Consider the following 23,194-nt stretch of genomic DNA (forward strand, 5'->3'; position numbering starts at 1 on the left):
CCTGCTCGCCGACCCGTCCCCACCCTCCAGTTAGGTTGACCATGAAGTTGTTGCGCCATCTTGTCCGATCCGAGGGCAAAGACTTCATGATCACCGAGGGCAGGTGGGGTGGGGTCAGGCGGGAGCGGTGGCGCGGACGGCCTCGGCGAAGACCTCGGAGCGGTGCTCGAAGTTGCGGAAGCGGCCGTAGCTGGGCGCGGCGGGTGAGAGCAGCACGACGCCGCCGGCCGGAGTGACCTGGCGGGCCAACTGCACCGCGTCGGCGAGGTCGTCAACCAGCTCGGTGCGTACCTTCGGCAGCCCGTCGAGCGCCTCGATGATCCGCGGGCCGCTGTCCGGGATGCCGATCACGGTCAGCTCCCGCTCGGCGAGGTGGTCCCGCAGCGGCGTGTAGTCCACTCCCCGGTCGTTGCCACCGACGATCACGGTCAACGGTCGCCCGTCGTACGCGTCGATCGCGTGGATGGCCGCGTAGGGGCTGGTCGCGAGGGTGTCGTCGACGAAGGTCAGGCCGGACGGGTCGGCGATCTCGGTCAGCCGGTGGGCCAGTCCCTGGAATTCGGCGACCGCCACGGCCAGGGCGTCCTTGCGGTCGACCAGGTCGATGCCGAGCGCGTCGAGCACCGCCAGGGCCACGCAGAGGTTCCCCTCGTTGTGCCGCCCGACCAGGGGCAGCACCGCCCGGGGGAAGAGGGGCTGGTCGACCCGGTGGAACCAGGGGGTACCGTCCGGGCCGGCGGCGACGTTCACCGACTCGGGGGTGCCGGCCCGCACCGCCGCCCGGTCGCCCAGCTCGAACGCCAGCCGTGGGTCCGCGCCGTTGACCACCACGGTGCGCGGCCCGTACGCGAGCAGGTTGAGCTTGTCCCGGTAGTACTCCCGCTCGCCGCCGTGCGCGTCGAGGTGTTCGGGGAACAGGGCGGTGACCACCGCGACCCGGGGCGAGTCGGTCAGGTCGCTGCACTGGTAGCTGGACAGCTCCAGCACGTACAGCTCCGCCTCCGGCAGGTCCAGCGTCGGTACCCCGATGTTGCCACCGAAGACGTTCGGCCGGTCCATCGCGGTCAACAGGTGACTGATCAGGCTCGACGTGGTGCTCTTGCCCTTGCTGCCGGTCACCCCGATGGTGCGCTCGGCATGGTCGGCCATCCAGAGCGAGGTGCCCTGGGTGACCGTCGCCCCCTGTCGCCGCAGCTCCATCAGCCAGGGATGCGTCTGCGGTACGCCCGGCGAGCGGACCACCACGTCGGCGGCGGCCAGGCGGGCGTAGCCCTCCTCGCCGGTGATCAGCGGGGCGGCCTCCGCCAGCGGCCCGTCCCACGGCAGGGACAGGAAGTTCGCGCTGTCGTCGACGGCGACGAGGTCGGCCGGGCCGTGGGCGGCGATCGCGGTCACCGCGGCCCGCCCCTCCCGGCCGGCCCCCCAGACGGCGACGCTACGTCCGCGCAGGTCAGACAGGCGCACAGGCTCTCCTCGGGTACGACGGCGGCAGGGCGTGGTCCGGCCGAGCCGGGCACGGCCGGACGAACCAGGGCCTAGTATGGCGTGTGCTCAACACGCAGCTGGCGCGGATGGACGCGTTCACCTTCCCGTCCTACTCGATCGACCTCTCCACCGGTGAGGCGTTGTTCGACTATGCCCTGACCGGGCCCGATGGCGAGCAGCGGTTCACCGAGGTGATCACGTTGCCGGTGCCGGAGGAGTCCCCCTCCGACGCCGCCGTGGCAGCCCTGGGCCGGGTGCTGGAGCTGCTGCACGTGGTGGCCGGCGTCAGCTACTACAAGACCGCCGCGCCGGGGCAACTGCTGCTGCCGGCACCGCTCGGGCCGGCCGCCGTCGAGTTCGTCACGGCCGTCTACACCAAGGGCCTCGCCGAGTACGCGTACCGCAACCAGCTGCCGCACGTGCTGGAGCTGACCCCGCGCGTGCCCGGCGGGCGGGTGAAGCCGGCCGCCGAGTACGACAACTCCGACCGACGCCCGCTGTCGGCGGTGGGCGGCGGCAAGGACTCGATCGTCAGCCTGGAGGCGTTGCGCCGGGCCGGCCTCGACCCGGTGCCCTTCTCGGTCAACCCGAACCATGTGATCAACGCGGTGAACGCGGCCTCCGGACTCACCCCACTGGCCGCCCGGCGACGCATCGACCCGGTGCTGTTCGAGTTGAACGCGGCCGGCGCCCGCAACGGCCACATTCCGGTCACCGCGATCAACTCGCTGATCGCGGTCGCCACGGCGGTGCTGCACGGGCTGGGCCCGGTGGTGATGTCCAACGAGCGCTCGGCGTCCGACCCGAACCTGATCTGGAACGGTCACGAGATCAACCACCAGTGGTCCAAGGGCGTCGAGGCCGAGGGCTTGCTGCGGGCCGCTCTCGCCGAGCACGCCGGGCTGGCCGAGCCGTACTTCTCCCTGCTGCGTCCGCTGTCGGAGCTGCACATCGCCCGGCTGTTCGCCACCATCGACCGCTACGACGACGTGGTGACCAGCTGCAACGCGGCGTTCAAGCTCCGCGACGCCAGCGAGCGGTGGTGCCGCGACTGCCCCAAGTGCCGGTTCGTCTTCCTGGCCCTGGCCCCGTTCATGTCCCGCGAGCGACTCACCCACATCTTCGGCGGCGACCTGCTCGCCGACTCGGCGCAGATCCCCGGCTACCGCGAGCTGCTCGGCATCGACGGGCACAAGCCGTTCGAGTGCGTCGGTGAGGTGGAGGAGTCGGTGGTGGCGCTGAGCCTGCTCGCCCAGCAGCCCGACTGGCGCGACACCCCGGTGGTGACCGCCCTGGTCGCCGCCGTGCCCGACGCGGCGTGGACCACCGCCGCCACCTCCGACACCTTCACCCCCGCCACCGCCGGCCACCACATCCCCCCCACCTACCAGAAGACCCTCCAGACCCTCACCTAAGCCCCCGCGCCACCCCGCGCCTCACTGTGTTGATCAAGAAGATCTGGTCGTCAGGGAGATCGGAGATGACGCAAACCTCTTGATCAACACGGTGGGGTCAGGGGGTGCGGATGGCGTCCAGGGCTAGCAGTGCCACGTGGAGGGAGAGGCAGGCGTCGACCGAGTCGAGGTCGACGTCGAGGATCCGACCGATCCGGGCGAGCCGCTCGTAGAACGCCGGACGGGACAGGTGGGCGGCGATGGCCGCCGCGGACTTGTTGCGGCCCTGCTCCAGGTACGCCCGTAGGGTGTCGAGCAACTGCTCCCGGGGGTGCTGCGCGTCGTACGCCAGCAGCGCGCCGAGCTGCCGTTCCACGAAGGTCTGCACCCGGGGCTCGTCGCGCAGCAGGTGCAGCAGCCCGGCCAGCCCGACGTGCGGCAGCCGGAAGATCGCCAGGTCGCGCCGGTCCCGGCGGGCCGCGTCGGCGACCTGCCGGGCCTCGATGAGCGACCGGCGGGCCTCCCGCAAGCTGCCCACGCCGGATCCGGCGGCAACCAGCAGCCCGGCGACGGACCGCCGGGCGACACTCGACGCCACCGCGTCGTCGGAACGGCCGACGGGTCCGGAGCGCCCCGGCGGGTCGGCCCGCCCGGGCAGGTCGGGGCGGGACCGGCGCAGCGCGGCGGCGAAGGCGGCCAGCGCCCGTTCCTCCGCGCCCGGGTCGGGCAGGGCGAGCAGGGCACCCACCGCCTGGTCGTCCAGGGCGCTGGTCAGACCGGTCAGCTTCGCCTCGCGCAGCGCCTGCCCGACAGCCTCGGCGAGGTCACGCAGCCGGGCGGGCCCGGCGTCGGGGGTGTTGTCCGGTGCCTCGCCCGGGTGCCCCGTCTCCACGGGCGGACCGTTCCCCGCCGCGTCGTCGGCGCGGTAGCGGACCACCACGCCGATGAGATGACGCCGCTCCAGCACCACCCCGAGCGCCCTGGCCCGCAACGCCACCTCGTCCACCGGCCAGGAGTGGTCGAGCAGGGCGGTGAGCAGGGTCCGGTGGATCTGCCGCTCCAGTCCCTCGGCGTCCCGCCGGATCAGCCGGCCGAGGGCCAGCGTGGACGCCGCCCGTTCCACCAGGATGGTGAGCCGCGTCGGCGGCGTCAGGGACGGCGTCCCGCCACCGTCGGCCGGGGTCGCCACGGCGCGCCCGAGAGCCGGCACCGGAACGGAGCGCCCCCCGGCCGACGCCGGCAGCGGCCGCCCGCCGGCCAGGTCACCGCCCGGCGGCCAGCGCAGCAGCAGCCGACCCCAGTCCTGTCCGCGGGCACCCACCATGGTGACCAGCCAGCCGCTGTCCGGGTCGTACGCCGTGCGGCCCTCGGGCCGGATCCGTCGCGAGTGCTGCTCCCACCCGTCCAGCAGCAGCTCGGCACTCTCCCCCGCCGGGTCGTACGCGAGCACCTGGCGGGACAGGTTCTCCAGCACCAGCGGGCAACCGGACAACTCGGCGGCCTGCCGGACCACCTCCCCCGGATCGGCGCCCTCCACCGACAGTTCGGTGAACCGCTGGTGGATCTCCTCGGTGGCCCGCAGCTCGGTGAGCTGGGCATCCACGATCAGGGCGTGCACCGCCTCGGTGATCCGTACGAACGGGGTGGCCCGACGCAGCTCCACCAGCGGCAGACCGTGACGTTCGGCGGCGGCGACCATCACCCGGGGTACGCCGTCGAGGTAGCGGCGGCCCAGCTCGACCACCAGCCCGGAGACACCGACCCCGGCCAGGTCGCCGATGAACGCCCGCAGCCCCGCGTCGTCGGCCGGGAGCCCGATGCCCGTGGTGAGCACCAGTTCGCCGCCGCCGAGCAGGGTGGCGATGTCCGGTACCTCGGCGACGTGCACCCAGCGCACCCGGCGGTCCAGCCCGGTCTCCCCGGCGACCAGGCGCGGCGCGCCGTGGCGGACCGGGTCCAGCGCGAGGACCTCACGGACGGTAGGGAACACCCGCGACACGCTACCGTCCGTGACCTGCGAAGCTCGACAGTGCCTCACACCGGATCGTCGCGGCCCAGTTCCCAGCACGCGACGGCGGTGGCCGCGGCGACGTTGAGCGAGTCGACGCCGCGGCGCATCGGGATCACCACCCGTACGTCGCTGGCCTCCATCGCCTCCCGGGTCAGCCCGGCGCCCTCGGCGCCGAGCAGCAGCGCGGCCCGGGACCGCTGGTCTGCGTCCAGCCGCTGGATGGGCACCGCGTCGGGTGCCGGCGTCATGGCCAGCACGGTGAACCCGGCGGCCCGTACCTCGGCCAACGCCGTCGGCCACGGTTCCAGTTTCGCGTACGGCACGGCGAAGACCTCACCCATGCTGACCCGTACGCTGCGCCGGTAGAGCGGGTCGGCGCAGGTGGGTGAGAGCAGCACGGCGTCGACGCCCAGCCCCGCCACCGCCCGGAAGATCGCCCCCAGGTTCGTGTGGTTGTTGACGTCCTCGAGGATCACCACCCGGTCGGCGGTGGCCAGCACCTCGGCGGCGGCCGGCACGGGCTTGCGCCGGAACGAGGCGAGCACGCCCCGGTGCACGTGGAACCCGGTGGCCGCGCGCAGCACGTCGGGGGTGGCGGCGTACACCGGTGCGTCACCGGTGTCGAGGTCGGCGAGCTGGTCGACCCGCTTGGCGTCGACCAGGTACGACCGGGCCGGGTAGCCGGCCCGCAGCGCCCGCCGCAGCACCAGCTCACCCTCGGCGATGAACAGCCCGTGCGGCGGCTCCCAGCGGGTCCGCAGCTCGACGTCGGTCAGCGCCCGGTAGTCGGCGATCCGCTCGTCGCCGGGCTCGGTGATCAGGTGGACGGGCACCCGCCGATTCTGCCGGACCCCGTTGCCGGACCTCGCAGGTGTCCGCCCTACGCCGGCTGTGACGCCAATGGCGTCCGAGGGATGACAAACCCTTGAACCAGATACACATCAATACTCAACCTGTATGGATGCGATGGTGGTCCGCGCGTCCGGATCCGGACGTGACCCGCTCCGAAGACGGACTTTACGAACTAACCGGCCGACAGACCGACCTGCCACTGCGCGAGGCGATCGTGCACTTTCGCGACCTGGTCTCAGCCGACATTGACTGGGCCAAGCTCCGCAAGAAGCGGTACCTACGGGCCTCACACCGAGTGAGGATCGTTTCCATCACCTTGGCCGCCGCATCGACTGTTGCGCTCGGCATCGACGTTCCTGGTGTCGACAAGAGCCTGGCCCTACCCATGGTCGCGACGGTGACCGTCCTCGGAGCGCTGGAGGGCATCTTCAGTTGGCAGTCGAGGTTGGCGATGATGGAGGAAGCCCGTTATCGCCTGAACCGCTTGCGGGACGAAATGGACTACTACCTCACCGTCACTCCCTCCGACGAGATGACCCGCGAGGCGCTCGACGGCTTTTTCGCAGACCAACAGAGCATTTGGCATGACGTCGGCCGACGCTGGAATGAACTCCGCACGCTAGGCGCAACGCCGCCTGGCCACCGAACCACGCCATTCACTCCCGGCGATGGTTAGCCGCAGCGAGTGAGTCGCCAGTCACCAGACTCCACCGGTTATTGACTACTTCATGGTGGCGATCTGGATCAGGTTGCCGCAGGTGTCGTCGAGGACGGCGGTGACGACCGGGCCCAGGTCGGTGGCCTCCTGGGTGAACTCGACGCCGAGTCCCTTGAGCCGCTCGACCTCGGCGTACACGTCGTTGACGGCGAACGACGTGAACGGGATGCCGTCGGCGACCAGGGCCTGCTTGAACGGACCAACCGCCGGGTGGCCGTCCGGTTCCAGCAGCAGCTCGACGCCGTCCGGGTCGGCGGGTGACACGACGGTGAGCCAGCGCGCCTCACCGGCGGGCACGTCGGTCTTCTTGATGAACCCCAGCTTCTCGGTGTAGAAGGCGAGCGCCTTGGCCTGGTCGTCGACGAGCACGCTGGTGATGTTGATACGGATCACGGGTTCGGTCCCTCTTGGTCGATGGGCCACCGCTCGACGATCGCGCGCAGTGGGCTGGTGTCGATGTGGTGGAACTTGTACCGGCCCTGTCGCCGGGTGCGTACCAGGCCGGCCTGTTCGAGCACCGCGAGGTGCTGCGAGATGGCCTGGCGCGACGAGGTCAGGTTGTGCTTCATGGTCAGTCGGCCGCAGATCTCGAAGAGCGTCTGACCGTCCCGGTCGATCAACTCGTCCAGGATCGTGCGTCGCGTCGCATCACCGAGCGCCTTGAACAGGTCAGGGTCCGCGTCCACAGGGACCTTTATATGCAAGCGGCTGCTTGCATGTCAAGCGTCGTCGGCGTAGCGGGGGCGCGTCGGGGCGTCAGCCGGCCGCCGTCGACCAGCCGCCGGTGATCCAGTCGGCCGGGACGTGGCCGGTGAGCCAGACGCCGTTGGCGGCCCGTTGGAAGACGAAGCCGTGTCGGTGCATGCCGGCCGCGTCGACGGTCAGCACGACCGGGTCACCGCGTCGCGCACCGACCATGACGGCGGTCTCCTGGTCCACCGAGAGGTGGACGTGGACACGGCCGCGTGGTCGCAGCCCCTCGGCACGGATGCCGGGCAGGTGGCGGGCCACCGTGCCGTGGTAGAGCACCGACGGCGGCACGGCGGCGTCGAGACGCAGGTCGACGTCGATCGAGTGGCCCTGAGCGGCGCGGATCCGTCCGGCGCACAGCTCGAAACGCTGCTTGACGGTGCCGGCGACCAGTTGGGCCAGCATCTGCGACGTGACCGGACGGCCGTGTCGGGCGAGGGCCGCGAGCAGCACCTCCACCTCGACCCAGCCACCGTCGTCGAGAACGATGCCGACGGCGGACGGGCGGTGGCGCAGCACGTACGCGAGGAATCTGCTGGTCGAGGTGAGGCGGTCGGTCACGGGCCGGTTCCGAACTGGTCGAGCAGGTCCTGCACCACGGCCCGTCGGGGTGGCCGCCAGGCGGCCCAGTACCGGATCTGCGGCAGGCCGTGGATCGGGACCGCGCGGAGGCCGTCCGGAAGTCCGACGCAGCCGTTGACCACGGTGGCGCCGACACCCAGCGCGGCCAGGTGCACCAGCAGGTCCCAGCCGTCGACCTCGGCGGCGACCTGCCAGCGCACTCCGGCGTCGAGCAGGGCGCGGTCCAGCGCCCTGCGGTGGGGACGACCCGCCGGGGGTACGACGAGATCAAGTCCGTCCAGGTCGCCGAGCCGGACCTGCCGGCGCGCGGCGAGCGGGTGCCGGTCGTCGAGCACGAGCACCTGTCGGTAGGCGGCGATCTGCGTCGCCTCGACCTGCCGGCCGGGCGGATCGTGGGCGATCACGGCCAGGTCGGCCCGCCCGCTGGTGAGGGCGGCGAGGGCCCCGTCCCGGTCAGCGGTGATCACCTGGACCCGGCGCCCCTGCCGACCGACCCGCCGGATCGGTTCGCCGATCACCCACCGCAGCGCGCCCCGCCCGGCCGCGATGGTCAGCGTCGGCGTCGACTCGTGGTGCAGTTCCCGCAGAAACTCCTCGGCCCGTCGGCGTGAGTCCAGCGCGTACGCGGCAAGACGCTCACCGGCGGCCGTCAGCGTCAGCCGGCGGCCGTCGCGTTCGTACAGTTCGACGCCGAGCGCGGCGGCCAGCTTCCGGACCTTCACATGCAGGGCGGGCTGGCTGATGCGCAGCGCCTCGGCGGCGGCGGTGAAGTTGCGGTGCTCGGCGAAGACCGCGAACGAGCGCAGCGCGTCGGCTTCCAGCAGGTCCCGCCCAATCATAGTCTCAAACTATAGAGCCGGCCTCGAACAATAGTTCTCATTCGGATGGGCGCGTCGCATCCTGGGCGGCATGACGGACAACCTTCCCCGACTGGGCATCGACATCGGCCGGGTCATCATCGACGGGCCCGCCCACCCGGGTGGCGGCGACACCGCCTTCTTCAGCGGGGACGAGGCGACCATGCTGGCCACGCCCGAGGTGCCCGGCGCCGTCGAGACCATCGCCCGCCTTGTCCACCTGTTCGACGGCCGGGTGTGGCTGATCTCCAAGTGTGGCCCGCGCGTGCAGGCTCGTACCCTGCGCTGGCTCGCCGCCCACGACTTCCACCGACGCAGCGGCGTCGCCCACGACCACGTCCGGTTCTGCCGCGCGCGGGCCGACAAGCGTGACCACTGCCTGGACCTCGCCCTCACCCACTTCGTCGACGACCATCCCGAGGTGCACGCCGCCATCCGGGGCATCGTCGCCCACCAGTACTTCTTCGGACCGCAGCGCCGGCCGGTGCCCGACCACGGACACCCGGCACCGACCTGGGCCGATGTCGAACGCCTCGTCGTCCGTTCGCTACGCACCGCGAGTCCGGCCAGCCCGTGACCATGACCGCGGATGTCACGTCGGTGACTCCCGTCGGTGGCTCCCGTCGGGTCGCCCAGGCGAGAAACCGCTCGAACAGCACCTTCGGATGCGGCCCTCCGTGCGGATCGAGGTGATAGAGGTCGCGCATGGCCTCGGACATCAGGCCGGCGAGGTAGATCGACAGGCCGACGGAGTTGCCGTCGTACTCCGCCCGTAGCAACGGGTGGGAGCGCACGGCCACGGCAGGCCGCAGGCCCGACAGCACCACATCGGCCGCAGCGGCGTGTGCCGGGCAGTCGGCACGGCGAACCTCCACAGGGACCGTTTGGGTGCGTTTCTTGTCGCTGGAGCAGCAAGAAACGCACCCAGAGCACGGGCAGGGACCCGGTTCACCCCCGGGCGCGGGACGACCCGGGCGCGGGAAGGGGCCGTTCCCGCACGGGGGAAGGGCGGGGACGTCGGCCTTGACGGGCCGCTGTTGCTCGCCCGGCTGCCCGACGGCACCTGGGTAGGGCACCTGGAGAATCGCCCTGATCAAGGACGTTGAGAGCCGACATGGACCTCAGTAACGCCCGGTGGCTCAGGTCCACCCGCAGTGGCACCAGCGGCGGCGACTGCGTCGAGGTGGCCGACAACTGCCCGGCGCGGTCGCCGTCCGCGACAGCAAGGACCCGACCGTTCCGGTGCTCGCCGTCGACCCGACCGCCTGGCGGTCCTTCCTGGACTTCGTCAAGCAGCGCTGACGTCCGGCGTCGCATCAGCCGACCCACCGGTGGTCGCCGTCCCGGCCGCACTCGCGGGTTGCGACCTGCCGCGCACGAGGCCGGTTGCGACCTGCCGCGCACGAGGCCGGTTGCGACCTGCCGCGCACGAGGCCGGTTGCGACCTGCCGCGCACGACGCTGATCGGCAGCGTCCGGGCAGCTATGCGCCGTCGCGCGGCGCCGACACCCCGAGATGCCGTGGAACACGAGCGCGTCCGTTGCACCGTCGCGCCCGCGCCGGGCGAGGTCAGGGTGGTGACAGCCGCGACAGGACGCGGTGCGCATGCTCGGCCGCCGGATCACCGAGATCGTCGAGGATCTGCGCCGCCCGCCGCCACGCGTCGACGGCCCGGGTGATGTCGCCCATCGCCTCGCGTACCTCACCGAGCCGCTGAAGGGTCTCGGCCTCGTGGTAGCGGTCCGCGGACTCCCGGAACAGCGTGATGGCCTCCTCGTAGCAGCCAGCCGCCCGATCGTGCTCGCCCAGCCGGTCGTGGGCGAAACCCAGACTGTCCAACGTCGCCGCCTGGCCGTTGTGGTCGCCGCTCGCACGCTGCTGGGCGAGTGCCTCCGTGCAGCTCTCGATCGCCCGTGGAAAGTTTCCCGTGGCGGCGTAGAGCCAGCCGATCGCGTTCAGGGCCCGTGCCTCACCGGCGCGGTTGCCGGCCGACCGGTAGAGCCGCAGCGCTTCCTGTCCGTGGCGGAGCCCTTCCTCGGGTCGCCCGCGCATGTAGCAGACCTCGGCGTGGTTGTGCAGCGTCAGCGCCTGGCCGGTCGGGTCGTCGAGTCGACGGTGCAGGTCCAGGGCGCGCAGCAGTCGCTTCTCCGCCACGTCCAGGTCGCCGAGGCGGGTCTCGGCGCGGGACAGCAACCGGTTGGCGACGGCCTGGCCGGCGAGGTCGTCGACGCGTTCCGCTGCGGTGAGCGCGATCTGCTGGGCCGTGCGCTGATCTTGCCAGAGACCACGCGGAGCGAAGAACGTGGTCAACGCCCAGGCCAACTGCCAGGCGTACGCCTCGAAGCCGGTCTCGGCGGCCTGGCGCACCGCCCGCAGCAGCACCTGATGCTCCGCCGCGAACCAGCCCAGCGCCGCGTCGTGGTTCTCCGACGGGGACCTGACGTTCGACGGCACCGGGGGGATCGGGTCGATGGCCGGCCACTGCGGCTGGAGCAGCACCGCCGCCGGATAGGAACTGTGCAGGTAGTAGTCGAACAGGCGGTGCCGCGCCTCCCGCGACTCGTCGGCCTCCCCCGCGGTCCGCGTCAGTTCGGCCGCGTACGCCCGGATCAGGTCGTGGAAGGCGTACCGGCCGGGTAGGTGTTCGGTGAGCAGGTGCAGCCGGGTCAGCTCCCGCAACGGCGGCGCGACGGTCGTCGGGGTCTCACCGGCGAGCGCCGCCGCGGCCTCGGCGGTCAGGTCCGGTCCGGGATGGAGCCCCAGCAGGCGGAACAGTCGGGCCGCCGGCCGGCTCAGCGCCAGGTAGGACCAGGAGAAGACGGCTCGTACGTCGCCGTCCGCCAGCGCGTCAAGCATCGCCTCGTCGGGGCGCAGGCTGGCGGCGAAGGCGTCGAGTGGGAAGCCGGGATGCAGCGCCACCCGCGCCGCCACGATCGACAGCGCGAGCGGCAGTCGACCGGTCGAGTCGATGATGTCCGCTGCGGCGGCCGGCTCGGCGGCCACCCGGCGGGCACCGAGCCGACTGGCGAGCAGACTCATCGACTCGGTGCTGGTCAGCACATCCAGCCGGATCGGGTGCGCCCCTTCCGCCGCGATGAGCCCGGACAGCTCGTCCCGGCTGGTGACCACGACCACGCAGCCGCCGGCACCGGGCAGCAGCGGGCGCACCTGCGCCGAGTCGCGCGCGTTGTCGAGCACCAGGAGCATCCGACGGTCTGCCAGCAGGCTGCGGTGCAGTCCCACCCGGGCCTCCAGGCTGGCCGGTATCCCGGTGGCCGGCACACCGAGCGCCTCGAGGAAGCCGCGGAGGGCGTCGCTCGGATCGACGACGTCGGCGTCGTCGTAGCCACGAAGATCGACGTAGAGTTGACCTTCGGGGAACCAGCCGGCGGCCCGGTGCGCCCAGTGCAGGGCGAGCGCGGTCTTGCCGACGCCGGCCATGCCGGAGATCGTGAAGATGGCCACCGTCGTCTGCTTCGCCGACTCCGCGTGGCGAGACGAGTCGAGGATCTCCAGTTCGCGGCAGCGACCGACGAAACCCGGCACCGCCACTGGCAGTTGCTGCGGTCGTTCCTCCGACGGCCCGGCCAGGTCGGGATCGGCGGCACGGATGAAGAGGACCCGGTCGGCGGCGGACAGGTTGAACGCTTCGGCGAGCAACCGGACCGTCGAGGCGCGCGGGCGGGACACCCGCCCACTCTCCACATCCCGGATGCTGCGTACGGCCAGGCCGGTGGCGGCCGCGACATCCTCCTGGGTCAACCCGAGCCGCCGGCGGTGGGCCGTCACCATCTGACTAAACCGGGCCATGCCCATCCACTCATGGCCTACCGGATCCGAGATGGACCCGTCAGCCTCTCGACGGGGAAACGGATGTCCGGTGATGTTTTCTACTGGACGACGTTCCTCTTGTCGAGCCGTGGCCCGCCGGCCGGGACGGCGGACCGGCCACCGGAGTGGTCAGCAGTGGCGATGGCCGGGACGCTCTACTCCACGAAGTCGCAGATGTACTCGCCGAACTCGGCGTGGTACCTGTCCTGCGTCTGCTGCCAGGCGGTCGCGAGGTTCGTACGGTCGGCCGGCCCGCGGGTACCGAAATAGGGAAAGTGGTGGAAGTAGTAACCGAAGATCCGGTCACAGTGTGCGAAGTACGCGCGTGTGTCGAGGATGTGGCCGTGCCAGAACCTGTCGATGTCGATGTGTGGCGGCAGCAGTTCACCCTCGTGCCTACGACGCAGGTACAGCCAGTTCTTGTAGAGCCGCTCGTAGTGGTCCGCGCGTGCCGGGCTCCATTCGCTGCCCAGCACGTCACGCCCCTGAGTGAGCCGGTGCTTGAGCGGCCTGAAGTCGATCCCGTCGATGTACCGCCGCACCTCGGTGAGGTCGACGATCCGGTTGGCGGAGATGTTCCGGGGAATCACCCAGCGGAGTTCCTCGGCGGGCCTGACGACGATTCCGGTCATTTCGCAGCCAATCTCGGGGTTCAGGGTGGTCCGGCTGATGCCCGCACCGCGGTCGCTGACCGATCGGAACAAACAGGTGTTGGACGGCCCGCTGCGGAAGGGTCCCGTTGAAAAGCGTCTCCCGCAGCGGCCACCAGGGACGCTATTCCCACGCCTCGGGGTCATCCAGGAGATTGACCGGCAGTTGACCGGCAGGTCCCTGGCCAACCGGATCAATGCGCAGCTTGGTGTGTTTCGTGACGTGAGTGCGGGGAATGTCGGGCCACTCGGTTGAGCAGCCCGAAAGGCGATCCAGGTGAGCGCAGACCACGTCGACACCTACGTACCGGCGGATCCGTGGCCGTTGCCGCGCGAGGCCACCGTCGCGGACCACATCGTGCAGCGGCTCGCCTGCTGGGGCGTACGCCGCTACTTCGGCTTCCCGGGTGACGGCATCAACGGGATGACCTCGGCGCTGCAACGCACCGACGAGCGGGCGCAGTTCGTCCAGGTACGCCATGAGGAGACCGCCGGGTTCGCCGCCTCGGCGCACGTCAAGTACGGCGGCGGGCCGCTCGGTGCGGTGCTGGTGACCAGCGGGCCCGGCGCCATCCACGCCCTCAACGGTCTCTACGACGCCAAGCTGGATCATCAGCCGGTGGTGGCCCTGGTCGGGCACACCGCGCTCACCGCCGAGGGCGGCGGCTACTACCAGGAGGTGGACCTGCTCGCCCTATACAAGGACGTGGCGGCGGCGTTCCTGGTCCAGCTCGACCACCCGTCCCAGGTACGGCACCTGGTGGACCGGGCGTGCCGGACCGCGCTGGCCCGGCGTACCGTCACCGCCCTGGTGCTGCCGCTCGACGTGCAGGACCTGCCGGCGGTGCCCGACCCGCCGCACGCGCACGGCTTCTACCACACCAGCAGCGTGCCGAGCAGCGGCCCGACCGTGCCGTCGGAGGCGGACATCCGGCAGGCCGCGCAGGTGCTCGGCAGCGGTGAGCGGGTGGCCATGCTGGTCGGCCAGGGCGCGCTCGGCGCCGAGAACGAGGTACGCGAGATCGCCCACCGCCTCGGTGCGGGGGTGGCGACGGCACTGCTCGGGTTCACCGTGGTGGACCACCGCGAACCGTGGGTCACCGGCGCGATCGGCCTGCTCGGCACCCGGCCCAGCTGGCAACTGATGAACCAGTGCGACCGGCTGCTCATCGTCGGCAGCAACATGCCGTACTCGGAGTTCTACCCGCCGCCCGGCCAGGCACGGGCGGTGCAGATCGACCACGACGGCACCCAGCTCGGGCTGCGCTACCCGACGGAGGTGAACCTGACCGGCGACGCCGCGCCCACCCTGCGCGCCCTGCTGGCCGAACTGGGTCCGGGGCCGGGGCCGACCCGCTGGCGGCAGACGATCGCCGGGGCCACCGCCGCGTGGCGGCAGTCGCAGCGGCGACTGGCCGAGCAGGACGCCGACCCGGTCAACCCCCAACTGCTCTTCGCCAGCCTCAGTGAACGTCTGCCCGACGACGTGATGCTCGCCGTCGACTGCGGCACCACCACCGCCTGGTACGCCCGGCACGTCAAGGTCCGCCCGGGGATGCTGGCCAGCCTGTCGGGCACCCTGCTGTCCATGGGCGGTGCCATGCCGTACGCCCTGGCGGCCAAGTTCGCCCACCCGGACCGCCCGCTGGTGGCCCTCATCGGCGACGGCGCGATGCAGATGAACGGGGTCAATGAGCTGATCACGGTAGCGAAGTACTGGCAGGGCTGGTCGGATCCACGCTTCGTGGTGCTGGTGCTCAACAACCGGGATCTGGCGTTCGTCAGCTGGGAGCAGCGCTCCACCGAGGGCACCCCGATGTTCCCGGACAGCCAGCAGTTGCCCGACATCGCCTACCACCACTGGGCCGAGGTGCTGGGCCTCCGCGGCGACCTGGTCGACCACCCGGATCAGGTGGCCGACGCCTGGGACCGCGCGCTGCGCGCCGACCGCCCCACCGTGATCAACGCCCTGGTCGACCCCGCCGAGCTGATGATGCCCCCGCACTTCACGGCCGACCAGGCCCGCAAGACCGCCGCGGCGGTGCTGCGCGGCGACACCGACTGGGCCGGCATCATCCGCCGCGGCCTACCCAGCGTCGTAACCACCTACCGCCCCCGCCGCCGCTAACCCCGCTCCTCCCTCGCCCACCCACCCCGTTGATCATGAGGTTAGCGGCAGTTTTGGAGATCAACACCGCCGCTAACTTCATGATCAACAGGGTGATTACGGGTGCGGGTCAGCCGCGGTTTTGGAGCCAGCGGCGGAAGTCGGACAGGGGGTTGTCAGGGGTACGGCGAGGCTCGGTGCGCGGGTCGCGTTCGACGGGGCGGCGGGGGTCGCCGACCAGGGCTCGGCTGGGTGGGGTGAACGCCTGCGCCGGCTGGCCCTCGACCGCCGTGCCGATGATCCGGGCGACCGCGTCGATCACCCGGGCCTGCACGGCGGCGCCGACCAGGTCCGCCGGGTCGTCCGGGTTGGCGGCGATACCAGCGACCGCGACCTGCGGGGTGAACCCGACGAAGCTCTCCGTGGCGGCGCGGTCGGAACTGCCGGTCTTGCCGGCCACCGGACGCCCGTCGAGGATCCGGTTCACGGCGGTGGCGGTGCCACCGTTGCACTGCCCGAACGCGGACTGCTGGCCGACCGGGCAGCGCGCCGCGTCGGTCGCGGCGCGGGCCACGTCCGCGTCGAGGACCCGCCGGCAGGACGGGTCACCGACCGGCAGCCGCTGCCCGTCCGGCGCGGTCACCGACACCACCGGCAGCGGCGCACAGTACGTCCCCTCGGCCGCCACGGTGGCGTACGCGTTGGCCAGGTCCAGCGGGGTGGTCGCGGCCACGCCGAGGGTGAACGCACCCCAGTCGGCCGCGTCGTTCTCGGCGAAGTTCGCGTCGGACTCGGCGCGGAAGGTGATGCCGAGCCGCTGGGCCATCTCGACCACCTTCTCCGGGCCGACCTGTTCGGCCAGCCAGACGAAGTAGGTGTTCACCGAGCGGCCGAAACCGTCCCACATCATCCGGTACCCGTCCATCCACTGCGGGTTGGCGTTCGCCGGGCACCAGCGGCCGTCGCAGCTGCCGTCGCCGTCGGCCGGGTAGCGGGTGGTCAGCCGGCTGGGCGCGTCGAAGCCGGTGGCCAGGGGCCGGCCGGACTCCAGCGCGGCGAGCATGGTGAACAGCTTGAACGTGGAACCGGCCTGGTAGCCGGCGACCCCGGGACCACCGGAGATCAACGGGTTGACGGTGTTCGGGTAGTTGGCCTGCCCGCCCGGGTTGGCGTCGAGGCTGTAGTGCCGGTTGACGGCCATCGCGAGGACGCGGCCGGTGCCGGGTTCGACCGCGGCGATCGGCACGGCGCGCGGATTGTCGTACCCGTAGATGCCCGTGGCCTGGCGCTGCGCGGTGGCCTGGACCTGCGGGTCGAGCGTGGTGACCACGGTGTAGCCGCCGCGCCGCAGCGCCTGCTCCCGCTCGGCGACGGTGTCGCCGAACTCCGGCTGGGCGACCCACCAGCGGCGCAGGTAGTCACAGAAGAAGCCCCAGCCGTCGCGCCCACCGGCGGTGGCGGCGCAGCCGTTGGCCTGCTCGCTCGGGTCCAGTGTCAGCTTCTCGGCCCGGGCCGAGGCGGCCTGCTCGGCGGTGATCGCACCGGTCTCGACCATGGAGTCCAGCACGTACGCACGCCGGGCCAGGGCCGCGTCGGTGTCACCGTCGATCGGGCTGTACGCCTCCGGCGACTGCACCAGGCCGGCGAGCAGGGCCGCCTCGGCGAGGGTGAGGTCGGCCGGTGCCTTGGAGAAGTAGCGCTGGCTCGCGGCGGCCACCCCGTACGCCCCGGAGCCGAAGTACGCGATGTTGAGGTAGCGGTTGAGGATCTCGTCCTTGCCGAGACGCTGTTCCAGCGCGTTGGCGTACCGGATCTCCTGGAGCTTGCGTCCCACGGTCTGTTCGGTGGCCGCGGCCCGCTCCTCCGCGGTGCGGCTCGGGTCGGTCTTGAGCACGTTGCGCACGTACTGCATGGTCAGCGTCGAGCCGCCCTGCTCGGTGCCCTCGGTGACGTTGCGGACCAGGGCGCGCAGCATGCCGCGCAGGTCGACCCCGCCGTGGTCGTAGAAGCGCCGGTCCTCGGCGGCCACGATCGCCTGGCGCATCACCGGCGCGATCTCCGTCAGCGCCACGTCGGTCCGGTTGACGTCGTAGAACGTGGTGATCAACGTCTTGCCGTCGTTGGCGTAGAGGTACGACCGCTGCGGGGTGGCCGGGGTCCGCAACGCGTCCGGCAGGGCGGCGTAGTTCCCGACGGCCGCCTTCGCGGCGAACCCGAGCAACAGGTTGCCCGGCAGCGCGGCGACCGCCAGGACCAGACCGGCGAGCACGCCGGCCAGCAGCACGGTGAACAGCCGCGACAGCGGCGTAGGAGGGGCCATGGTCCCCAGGATTGCCGCGAAAGCCACCTTCCGGCCACCACAATTTGCCAGTTGTCAGGCAATTCACCGCCAACTGCCAGCCGCCTCTGCGCCGGTCAGCGAAGCAATCGCCGTGTTCGGGTACGACAGCCTCAGCCGGGACGGCCGGTCGCAGGGCCGACAACGGTTCCACCGCGTCGGCAAACGGGCGCGGCGAGGCCGTCGCCGCGCTCGGCCGGACAGCCAACAGCCGTCACGCCCCGCCGCTCCAAACCAACGGCCACACCGGCCCGGCTTGGCTGTTCCGCTCAGGCCGTACCGAGCGGACCCGCGCCACCCGGTCCCAGCGGCCCGGCCGGACCGGCGGTGGCGACGCTCGCGCTGGTGGCGTCGCGGAGGATCTCCCGGGGCAGCAGGCGACCCGAGCGGTAGCAGATGCCGATACCGGCGATCAGCACGAAGATCGCCCCGAAGGTCTGCAGGGAACCGATCAACGCCCCGCCGAGGCCGAGCAGCGGACTGGCGATCATCAGCATCACCCCGTCACCGATGCTGAACATCCCCGAGCGGGCCACCGCCCACCCGGTGAGCAGCCAGCCCACGCTGTAGCAGGCGGCGCCGACCAGCACCAGCGACCGGGCCGTGGTGCCGAAGACCGGGGTCTGCTCGGCGAACCCGGCGAACGGCAGCATGAGCACCGTGCCGGCGATGCTGACCAGCAGCCCCGCGACCGCGGCGTGCCGGCTGCGGGTGGCGGCGAGCAGGCCGGCCAGCCCGAGCAGGGCCAGCAGGCCCAGCCAGACCGCCGCCACCCAGCCGACCAGATAGAGCGGCCGGCCGTCGGCCGGGTACGGGTCGTTGCCCACCCCGCCGTCGCTGGCCATCGCCACGGCGCCGTAGAGGATCGCGTACGCCGGCAGCAGCCAGACCGCGGCGCGGGCCAGCCGCCGCAAGGACCAGGCCCAGCTGGCGTTGGTGGCGGGTCCGGGCGGTGCCGGCTCGTCGATGAAGGGGAGTACGCCGAACCCCCCGCCGGTACGCCGGGTACCGATCGGACCATTCGGGTCGTGTGCCCCGGGCACCTCCGGGGCGGACCACAGGCGCTTGAGCGGTTCCATCCGTCACCTCGCTCGTCCACGAGCGGTGCCGGGACACGCCGAGGCGCCCCGATGCCTGGTCACCACCCGCACTAGGACCGATGGTGGCAGGCACCGGGGCACCTCATGAGACTTTCTCGTATTTGTCGGTGTCCCCGGGAACAAGCGGACCGGCCCGGACCCGTGGAACGGGTCCGGGCCGGTGGTGTCACCCGACCGCGCAGGCAGCCGACCTGCCCCGGTCAGCCGCGCTCGCGCTGGTCCGAGGTGTCCTTGAGCAGGCTCGCCGGGGAGACCGGCTCCGGTGCCGGCAGCCCCTGCGGGCTCTTGCCGCCGGTGGCCTGCGCCTCGGCCACGCGTACCTCGTCGTGGATCTCCGCGGCCGCCGCCGCGGCGGCCTGCGCGGCCTCGGCGGCCTCCCGCTCGACGGCGCTGGCGTCCGCGGACGCCTCCTGGCTCGGCGCGTCGCCGACCATCTGGCTCAGGCCGCCGAGTGCGCCGCCCATGCCCTCCAGGGCCTTGGTCAGCTCGGCCGGCACGATCCAAACCTTGTTGGCCGTGCCGTTCGCGATCTGCGGCAGCGCCTGGAGGTACTGGTAGGCGAGCACCTTCTGGCTCGGGTTGGCCTGGTGGATGGCGTCGAACACGGTCCGGATCGCCTTCGCCTGACCCTCGGCCTGCAGGATCCGGGCCTGCCGGTCACCGTCGGCGCGCAGCACCGCCGCCTGCTTCTCACCCTCGGCGGAGAGGATCTGCGACTGCTTGTGGCCCTCGGCGTTCAGGATCGCCGCCCGACGGTCCCGCTCGGCGCGCATCTGCTTCTCCATCGAGTCGCGGATGCTCGGCGGCGGCTCGATCGCCTTGATCTCGACCCGGGTCACCTTGATGCCCCACCGGCCCGTGGTCTCGTCCAGCACGCCCGAGAGGTGTCGGTTGATCTCCTCCCGGCTGGTCAGGGCGCGCTCCAGGTCCAGCGAACCGATCACGTTACGCAGCGTGGTGACGGTCAGCTGCTCGATCGCCTGGAGGAAGTTGGAGATCTCGTAGGTGGCCCGGACGGAGTCCACCACCTTGAAGTAGAGGACGGTGTCAATCGACACGACCAGGTTGTCCGAGGTGATCACCGGCTGCGGCGGGAAGCTGACCACCTGCTCACGCATGTCGACCTTGGTACGCACCGCGTCGATGAACGGCACGAGAATGTTCAGACCAGGGTTCAGCGTGCGCTTGTACCGGCCGAGCCGCTCGACGACGTCCTGGCGCTGTTGCGGCACGATCCGCACCGACTTGGCCAGGGTGACCACCGCGATCAGTGCGACTGCTATCAATAGGGCGGGAACTACGAACTCCATCCGTTCACCTTTCCGCTTCGGGTAGCTCACCGGGAGTAGTGACGTCCCGCCAGACCAGGGCTACCGCTCCCTTGACCTGGATAACCTGCACCCGTTCGCCGGGTGCGAAAACCTGGGTGGCGTCGTAGGCGCGGGCACTCCACACCTCGCCGTCGATCTTCACCATGCCCCGGTCGGCGTCCACGGCCTCCAGCACCAGGGCGGTCGAGCCCTCGATCGCCTCGACGCCGAACGTGGTGTCGCCGCTGTCGGAGCTGGTCTGTTTGTGCCGTTGAATGACCGGTCGCGCGGCGAAAACGGTCAGCGCGGAGACGACCGCGAAAACGACCGCCTGTACGGCCACCGGCGCACCGAGGGCTGCGGCTCCCGCGGCGGCGAACGCGCCGACCGCAAACATGATCAGAAACAGGGTCGCCGTGAAGATCTCAGCGACCGCCAGTACCACACCCAGAACGATCCACAGCACGGCATCCACGTAACGATCGTGACATGTCAGTGCACGTGTCATCGAACTGTCATCATCGTAGGCCCGCGCCCGTCACCACCGAGGGAGACTTCGTGCCCCTGCGTCCCGAAACCGCCCGGCAGGTCGACGCCCTGGTGGCCGACGCGCAGTCCGCCGGCCACGTCCCGTCGCTGATCGTCGGCGTGGTCCGCGACGGTGCGCTGGTGCACCTCGCCACCGCCGGTACGCAGCCGCGACCCGACGCCGACCTCCAGTACCGCATCGGCTCGATCACCAAGACGATGACCGCCGTGTTGGTCATGCAGGAACGTGACGCCGGCCGGCTGGCGCTGGACGACCCACTGCGGCGGCACCTGCCCGAGGCGACCGCGGCCGGCGAGATCACGCTGCGGCACCTGCTCGGGCACGCCGGCGGCCTGCAACGCGAACCCGACGGCCCGTGGTGGGAGCGCAGCGAGGGCGGAGACCTGAGCACGCTGCTGTCCGCGTTCTCCGCCGCGAAGGTCGCGCACCCGCCGCACCGCGTCTGGCACTACTCCAACCTGGCGTACGGGCTGCTCGGCGGTGCGCTCGAAAAGATCACCAGGACGCCCTGGCCCCAACTGGTGCAGGAGCGGATCCTCGGGCCGCTCGGCCTGACCCGCACCACCTACGCGGCCACCGAGCCGTTCGCCCGCGGCTACGTGGTGCACCCCTGGTACGACACGCTGCGGGAGGAGCCGCGTACCGACAGCCGGGCGATGGCACCGGCCGGGCAGCTCTGGTCCACCGTCACCGATCTCGCCCGCTGGGCGGCCTTCCTCGGCGATCCGGACCCGGCCGTGCTCAACCCCGCCACCCTCGACGAGATGTGCGCCCCGGTGATCCTCAGCGACCTGGACTCCTGGCGCGGGGGATACGGCCTCGGGATCCAGCTCACCCGCGACGGCGAACGGGTCCACGTCGGGCACGGCGGCTCGATGCCCGGCTACGTGGCCGCGCTGGCCGTGCACCGCCCCAGTCGCACCGGCATCGTCGGCTTCGCCAACTCGTACGGCTTCCGCACCGGCGGCATCGGGCCGCTGGGCCACCAGATCCTCACCCACGTCCTCGACGCCGAGCCGGTACCGGCCCGGCCGTGGTCGCCGGTCGACGCACCGCCCCCGGCCGACCTGGCACCGTTGACCGGCCGCTGGTGGTGGATGGGCACCCCGCTCGACCTCGGCTGGGACCAGGCCACCGGGGAGCTGGTCGGCACGCTGCGCGGCGAGCGGATCAGCCGCTACGCCCCCGAGGGCCCCGACCGGTGGCGCGGGGTCAGCGGCGTCGAGAACGGCGAGGTGCTGGCGGTGCTCCGGGACGAGGCCGGCCGCCCGGTCGCACTCGACATCGCCACCTTCGTCTTCACGCGTAGCCCGGACGACGAACCCTGACCGTCGGCGCGGTCAGACCGGGGTGGAGCTGACCACCACGGCCTCCGGCACCGGTGGTGGCGGGGACGGCCGTGGTCGGTTCAGACGGCGCACCGCCGTGTTGAGCACCGCGATCAGCGGCACCGCGACCAGCGCGCCGACGATGCCCTCCAGCACCACTCCGGCGGTCACCGCCAGCACCACGGGCAGCGGGTGCAGGGCCACCGCCCGGCCCATGATCCACGGCTGGAGGATGTTGCCCTCCACCTGCTGCACCACGATCACCGCACCGAGGATGATCAGGGCGGTGACCCAGCCGCCGTCGACGAGGGCGACCAGGACCGCCACCGCCCCGGACAGCGTGGCGCCCACGATCGGAATGAACGCGCCGAGGAAGACCAGCGCGGCCAGCGGGAAGGCGAACGGCACGTCGAACAGCACGAGCGCGATCCCGATGCCCACCGCGTCGATGAAGGCCACCAGCACCGTGGCGCGTACGTAGGCGACCAGGGTCAGCCAGGAGGCACGCCCGGCGTCGTTGACCCGCCAGCGGGCCGCGGTCGGGAACATCCGGACGAGGAACCGCCAGATCCGGTTCCCGTCGCGCAGGAAGAAGAAGGTCGCGAAGAGCACCAGCAGCGCGCCGGTGAACACCTCGACCACGGTGCCGGCGGTGGAGATCGCGTTGCTGGTCAACGTCTGCGAGTTCTCGTTGATCCAGTTCTGTCCGGCCTCGATGTACCGGTCGAGCTGGCCGTCGGAGAGGTTCAGCGGGCCGTCGCGCAGCCAGTTCTGGATCTGCCCGATGCCGGCCGCGGCGCTGGAGCTCAGCTCCGGCAGACCGGCGATGAACTCGTTGACCACCAGGGTCAGCGTGCCGACCACCGCTGCCAGCCCGCCGATCAGCACCACGGCGGTGGCCAGCGTACGCGGGAACCGGGCGCGCAGCAGCCAGCCGACGGCGGGTGCCAGCAGGGCGGCCAGCAGCAGCGCCACCAGCAACGGGACGATCACGACGCGGATGGCGCCCAGGACCCGCAGCAACGCCCAGCCGACGATGCCGATGACGATCAGCCGCCACGACCAGGCGGCGGCGATCCGCAGGCCCCGGGGCACGTCCGCGTCGTCCCGGCTCGTCGTCGACACGGCACCGTCGTCGGCCGGCGTCGCCGGCTCGGGAATCAGCCGATCATGCTCCGCCGCCTGTTCCGCCCGCCGCGTCTGCTCCCGCTCGCGGGCCGTACGCACCGACTCGCGTCCCGCCTCGTACGCCTGACGCAACCGCTGCCGCAGCTGCCCGAACCGGCTCACGCGCGTACCCCCGGGATGGTAGGGACCTGGCCGTCCACGGT

Annotated in this window: 19 protein-coding genes and 2 pseudogenes; 6 read left to right on the top strand and 15 right to left on the bottom strand. The window is 71.6% G+C overall.

What is annotated here, in order from left to right; all coding sequences use genetic code 11:
* Positions 1-114 precede the first annotated feature (114 nt).
* Positions 115-1,464, bottom strand: a complete 1,350-nt coding sequence (gene murD, locus SM447_RS22575) for a UDP-N-acetylmuramoyl-L-alanine--D-glutamate ligase (protein WP_474574836.1) — start codon at positions 1,462-1,464, stop codon at positions 115-117.
* An 83-nt stretch (positions 1,465-1,547) separates the two neighbouring features.
* On the opposite strand from murD, the gene SM447_RS22580 reads away from it, so the two are divergent.
* Positions 1,548-2,900, top strand: coding sequence for a MurL-like N-terminal domain-containing (locus tag SM447_RS22580; protein WP_474574837.1), 1,353 nt, complete (start codon positions 1,548-1,550; stop codon positions 2,898-2,900).
* A 97-nt stretch (positions 2,901-2,997) separates the two neighbouring features.
* Here the strand turns inward: SM447_RS22580 and SM447_RS22585 are convergent, their stop codons facing one another.
* Complete coding sequence (locus SM447_RS22585) at positions 2,998-4,869, bottom strand: PucR family transcriptional regulator (RefSeq protein WP_474574838.1); 1,872 nt, start codon at positions 4,867-4,869, stop codon at positions 2,998-3,000.
* Positions 4,870-4,913: 44 nt separating this feature from the next.
* Positions 4,914-5,792 carry a TrmH family RNA methyltransferase gene (locus SM447_RS22590; RefSeq protein WP_474574937.1) on the bottom strand — a complete coding sequence of 293 codons (879 nt, stop codon included), beginning with the start codon at positions 5,790-5,792 and terminating at the stop codon, positions 4,914-4,916.
* Positions 5,793-5,884: 92 nt separating this feature from the next.
* On the opposite strand from SM447_RS22590, the gene SM447_RS22595 reads away from it, so the two are divergent.
* Positions 5,885-6,418: an SLATT domain-containing protein gene (locus tag SM447_RS22595; RefSeq protein ID WP_474574839.1), complete on the top strand. Its 534-nt coding sequence runs from the start codon at positions 5,885-5,887 to the stop codon at positions 6,416-6,418.
* A 45-nt stretch (positions 6,419-6,463) separates the two neighbouring features.
* Here SM447_RS22595 and SM447_RS22600 read toward each other — a convergent pair whose 3' ends face one another.
* The 4 genes from SM447_RS22600 to SM447_RS22615 form a co-directional block, all read right to left on the bottom strand.
* A complete protein-coding gene (locus tag SM447_RS22600; protein ID WP_474574938.1) occupies positions 6,464-6,850 on the bottom strand; it encodes a VOC family protein in 387 nt (128 codons plus the stop codon).
* The gene (locus SM447_RS22605; RefSeq protein WP_474574840.1) at positions 6,850-7,146 is read right to left on the bottom strand and encodes an ArsR/SmtB family transcription factor; all 297 of its coding nucleotides are present in this window, start codon (positions 7,144-7,146) and stop codon (positions 6,850-6,852) included. Before SM447_RS22605 ends, SM447_RS22600 begins: the two co-directional genes overlap by 1 nt.
* 70 nt (positions 7,147-7,216) lie before the next feature.
* Positions 7,217-7,771, bottom strand: a complete 555-nt coding sequence (locus SM447_RS22610) for an RNA 2'-phosphotransferase (RefSeq protein WP_474574841.1) — start codon at positions 7,769-7,771, stop codon at positions 7,217-7,219.
* The gene (locus tag SM447_RS22615; RefSeq protein ID WP_474574842.1) at positions 7,768-8,631 is read right to left on the bottom strand and encodes a LysR family transcriptional regulator; all 864 of its coding nucleotides are present in this window, start codon (positions 8,629-8,631) and stop codon (positions 7,768-7,770) included. The genes SM447_RS22610 and SM447_RS22615 overlap by 4 nt, the downstream gene beginning before the upstream one ends.
* Before the next feature lie 70 nt (positions 8,632-8,701).
* Here SM447_RS22615 and SM447_RS22620 point away from each other — a divergent pair, with 70 nt between their 5' ends.
* Entirely contained in the window at positions 8,702-9,226 is a 525-nt protein-coding gene (locus tag SM447_RS22620) for a hypothetical protein (RefSeq protein ID WP_474574843.1), read from the top strand.
* Between the two features lie 34 nt (positions 9,227-9,260).
* On the opposite strand, the pseudogene SM447_RS22625 reads toward SM447_RS22620, so the two are convergent.
* Positions 9,261-9,526: pseudogene (locus SM447_RS22625) on the bottom strand (hypothetical protein); the annotation flags it as partial.
* 237 nt (positions 9,527-9,763) lie between these two features.
* On the opposite strand from SM447_RS22625, the pseudogene SM447_RS22630 reads away from it, so the two are divergent.
* Positions 9,764-9,951: pseudogene (locus tag SM447_RS22630) on the top strand (DUF397 domain-containing protein).
* 267 nt (positions 9,952-10,218) lie between these two features.
* Here the strand turns inward: SM447_RS22630 and SM447_RS22635 are convergent.
* A complete protein-coding gene (locus tag SM447_RS22635; protein WP_474574844.1) occupies positions 10,219-12,459 on the bottom strand; it encodes an ATP-binding protein in 2,241 nt (746 codons plus the stop codon).
* 176 nt (positions 12,460-12,635) lie between these two features.
* Positions 12,636-13,112 (bottom strand): glycine-rich domain-containing protein, encoded by a 477-nt coding sequence (locus SM447_RS22640; protein WP_474574845.1) that lies wholly within the window; start codon positions 13,110-13,112, stop codon positions 12,636-12,638.
* Between the two features lie 295 nt (positions 13,113-13,407).
* Between SM447_RS22640 and SM447_RS22645 the strand changes: the two genes are divergently transcribed.
* Positions 13,408-15,258, top strand: a complete 1,851-nt coding sequence (locus SM447_RS22645; RefSeq protein WP_474574846.1) for a thiamine pyrophosphate-requiring protein — start codon at positions 13,408-13,410, stop codon at positions 15,256-15,258.
* A gap of 109 nt (positions 15,259-15,367) precedes the next feature.
* Here the strand turns inward: SM447_RS22645 and SM447_RS22650 are convergent, their stop codons facing one another.
* From SM447_RS22650 to SM447_RS22665, 4 genes are all read right to left on the bottom strand, one after another.
* Positions 15,368-17,557 carry a transglycosylase domain-containing protein gene (locus SM447_RS22650; RefSeq protein ID WP_474574847.1) on the bottom strand — a complete coding sequence of 730 codons (2,190 nt, stop codon included), beginning with the start codon at positions 17,555-17,557 and terminating at the stop codon, positions 15,368-15,370.
* 287 nt (positions 17,558-17,844) lie between these two features.
* The gene (locus SM447_RS22655; RefSeq protein WP_474574848.1) at positions 17,845-18,654 is read right to left on the bottom strand and encodes a hypothetical protein; all 810 of its coding nucleotides are present in this window, start codon (positions 18,652-18,654) and stop codon (positions 17,845-17,847) included.
* A 221-nt stretch (positions 18,655-18,875) separates the two neighbouring features.
* Positions 18,876-19,985 carry an SPFH domain-containing protein gene (locus SM447_RS22660; protein ID WP_474574849.1) on the bottom strand — a complete coding sequence of 370 codons (1,110 nt, stop codon included), beginning with the start codon at positions 19,983-19,985 and terminating at the stop codon, positions 18,876-18,878.
* Positions 19,986-19,989: 4 nt separating this feature from the next.
* Positions 19,990-20,460: an NfeD family protein gene (locus SM447_RS22665; RefSeq protein ID WP_474574850.1), complete on the bottom strand. Its 471-nt coding sequence runs from the start codon at positions 20,458-20,460 to the stop codon at positions 19,990-19,992.
* A gap of 83 nt (positions 20,461-20,543) precedes the next feature.
* Here SM447_RS22665 and SM447_RS22670 point away from each other — a divergent pair, with 83 nt between their 5' ends.
* Positions 20,544-21,863: a serine hydrolase domain-containing protein gene (locus SM447_RS22670; protein ID WP_474574851.1), complete on the top strand. Its 1,320-nt coding sequence runs from the start codon at positions 20,544-20,546 to the stop codon at positions 21,861-21,863.
* A 12-nt stretch (positions 21,864-21,875) separates the two neighbouring features.
* Here the strand turns inward: SM447_RS22670 and SM447_RS22675 are convergent, their stop codons facing one another.
* Positions 21,876-23,153 (bottom strand): AI-2E family transporter, encoded by a 1,278-nt coding sequence (locus tag SM447_RS22675; RefSeq protein ID WP_474574852.1) that lies wholly within the window; start codon positions 23,151-23,153, stop codon positions 21,876-21,878.
* Positions 23,154-23,194: the final 41 nt, after the last annotated feature.

The sequence above is a fragment of the Micromonospora aridisoli genome (assembly GCF_056150025.1).

Bases quoted from the DNA above. Each gene is read 5' to 3' on its own strand.
- SM447_RS22640 (WP_474574845.1), bottom strand. From the start codon at position 13,112: ATGACCGGAATCGTCGTCAGGCCCGCCGAGGAACTCCGCTGGGTGATT.
- SM447_RS22615 (WP_474574842.1), bottom strand. From the start codon at position 8,631: ATGATTGGGCGGGACCTGCTGGAAGCCGACGCGCTGCGCTCGTTCGCG.
- SM447_RS22650 (WP_474574847.1), bottom strand. From the start codon at position 17,557: ATGGCCCCTCCTACGCCGCTGTCGCGGCTGTTCACCGTGCTGCTGGCC.
- SM447_RS22635 (WP_474574844.1), bottom strand. From the start codon at position 12,459: ATGGCCCGGTTTAGTCAGATGGTGACGGCCCACCGCCGGCGGCTCGGG.
- SM447_RS22620 (WP_474574843.1), top strand. From the start codon at position 8,702: ATGACGGACAACCTTCCCCGACTGGGCATCGACATCGGCCGGGTCATC.
- SM447_RS22655 (WP_474574848.1), bottom strand. From the start codon at position 18,654: ATGGAACCGCTCAAGCGCCTGTGGTCCGCCCCGGAGGTGCCCGGGGCA.
- SM447_RS22660 (WP_474574849.1), bottom strand. From the start codon at position 19,985: ATGGAGTTCGTAGTTCCCGCCCTATTGATAGCAGTCGCACTGATCGCG.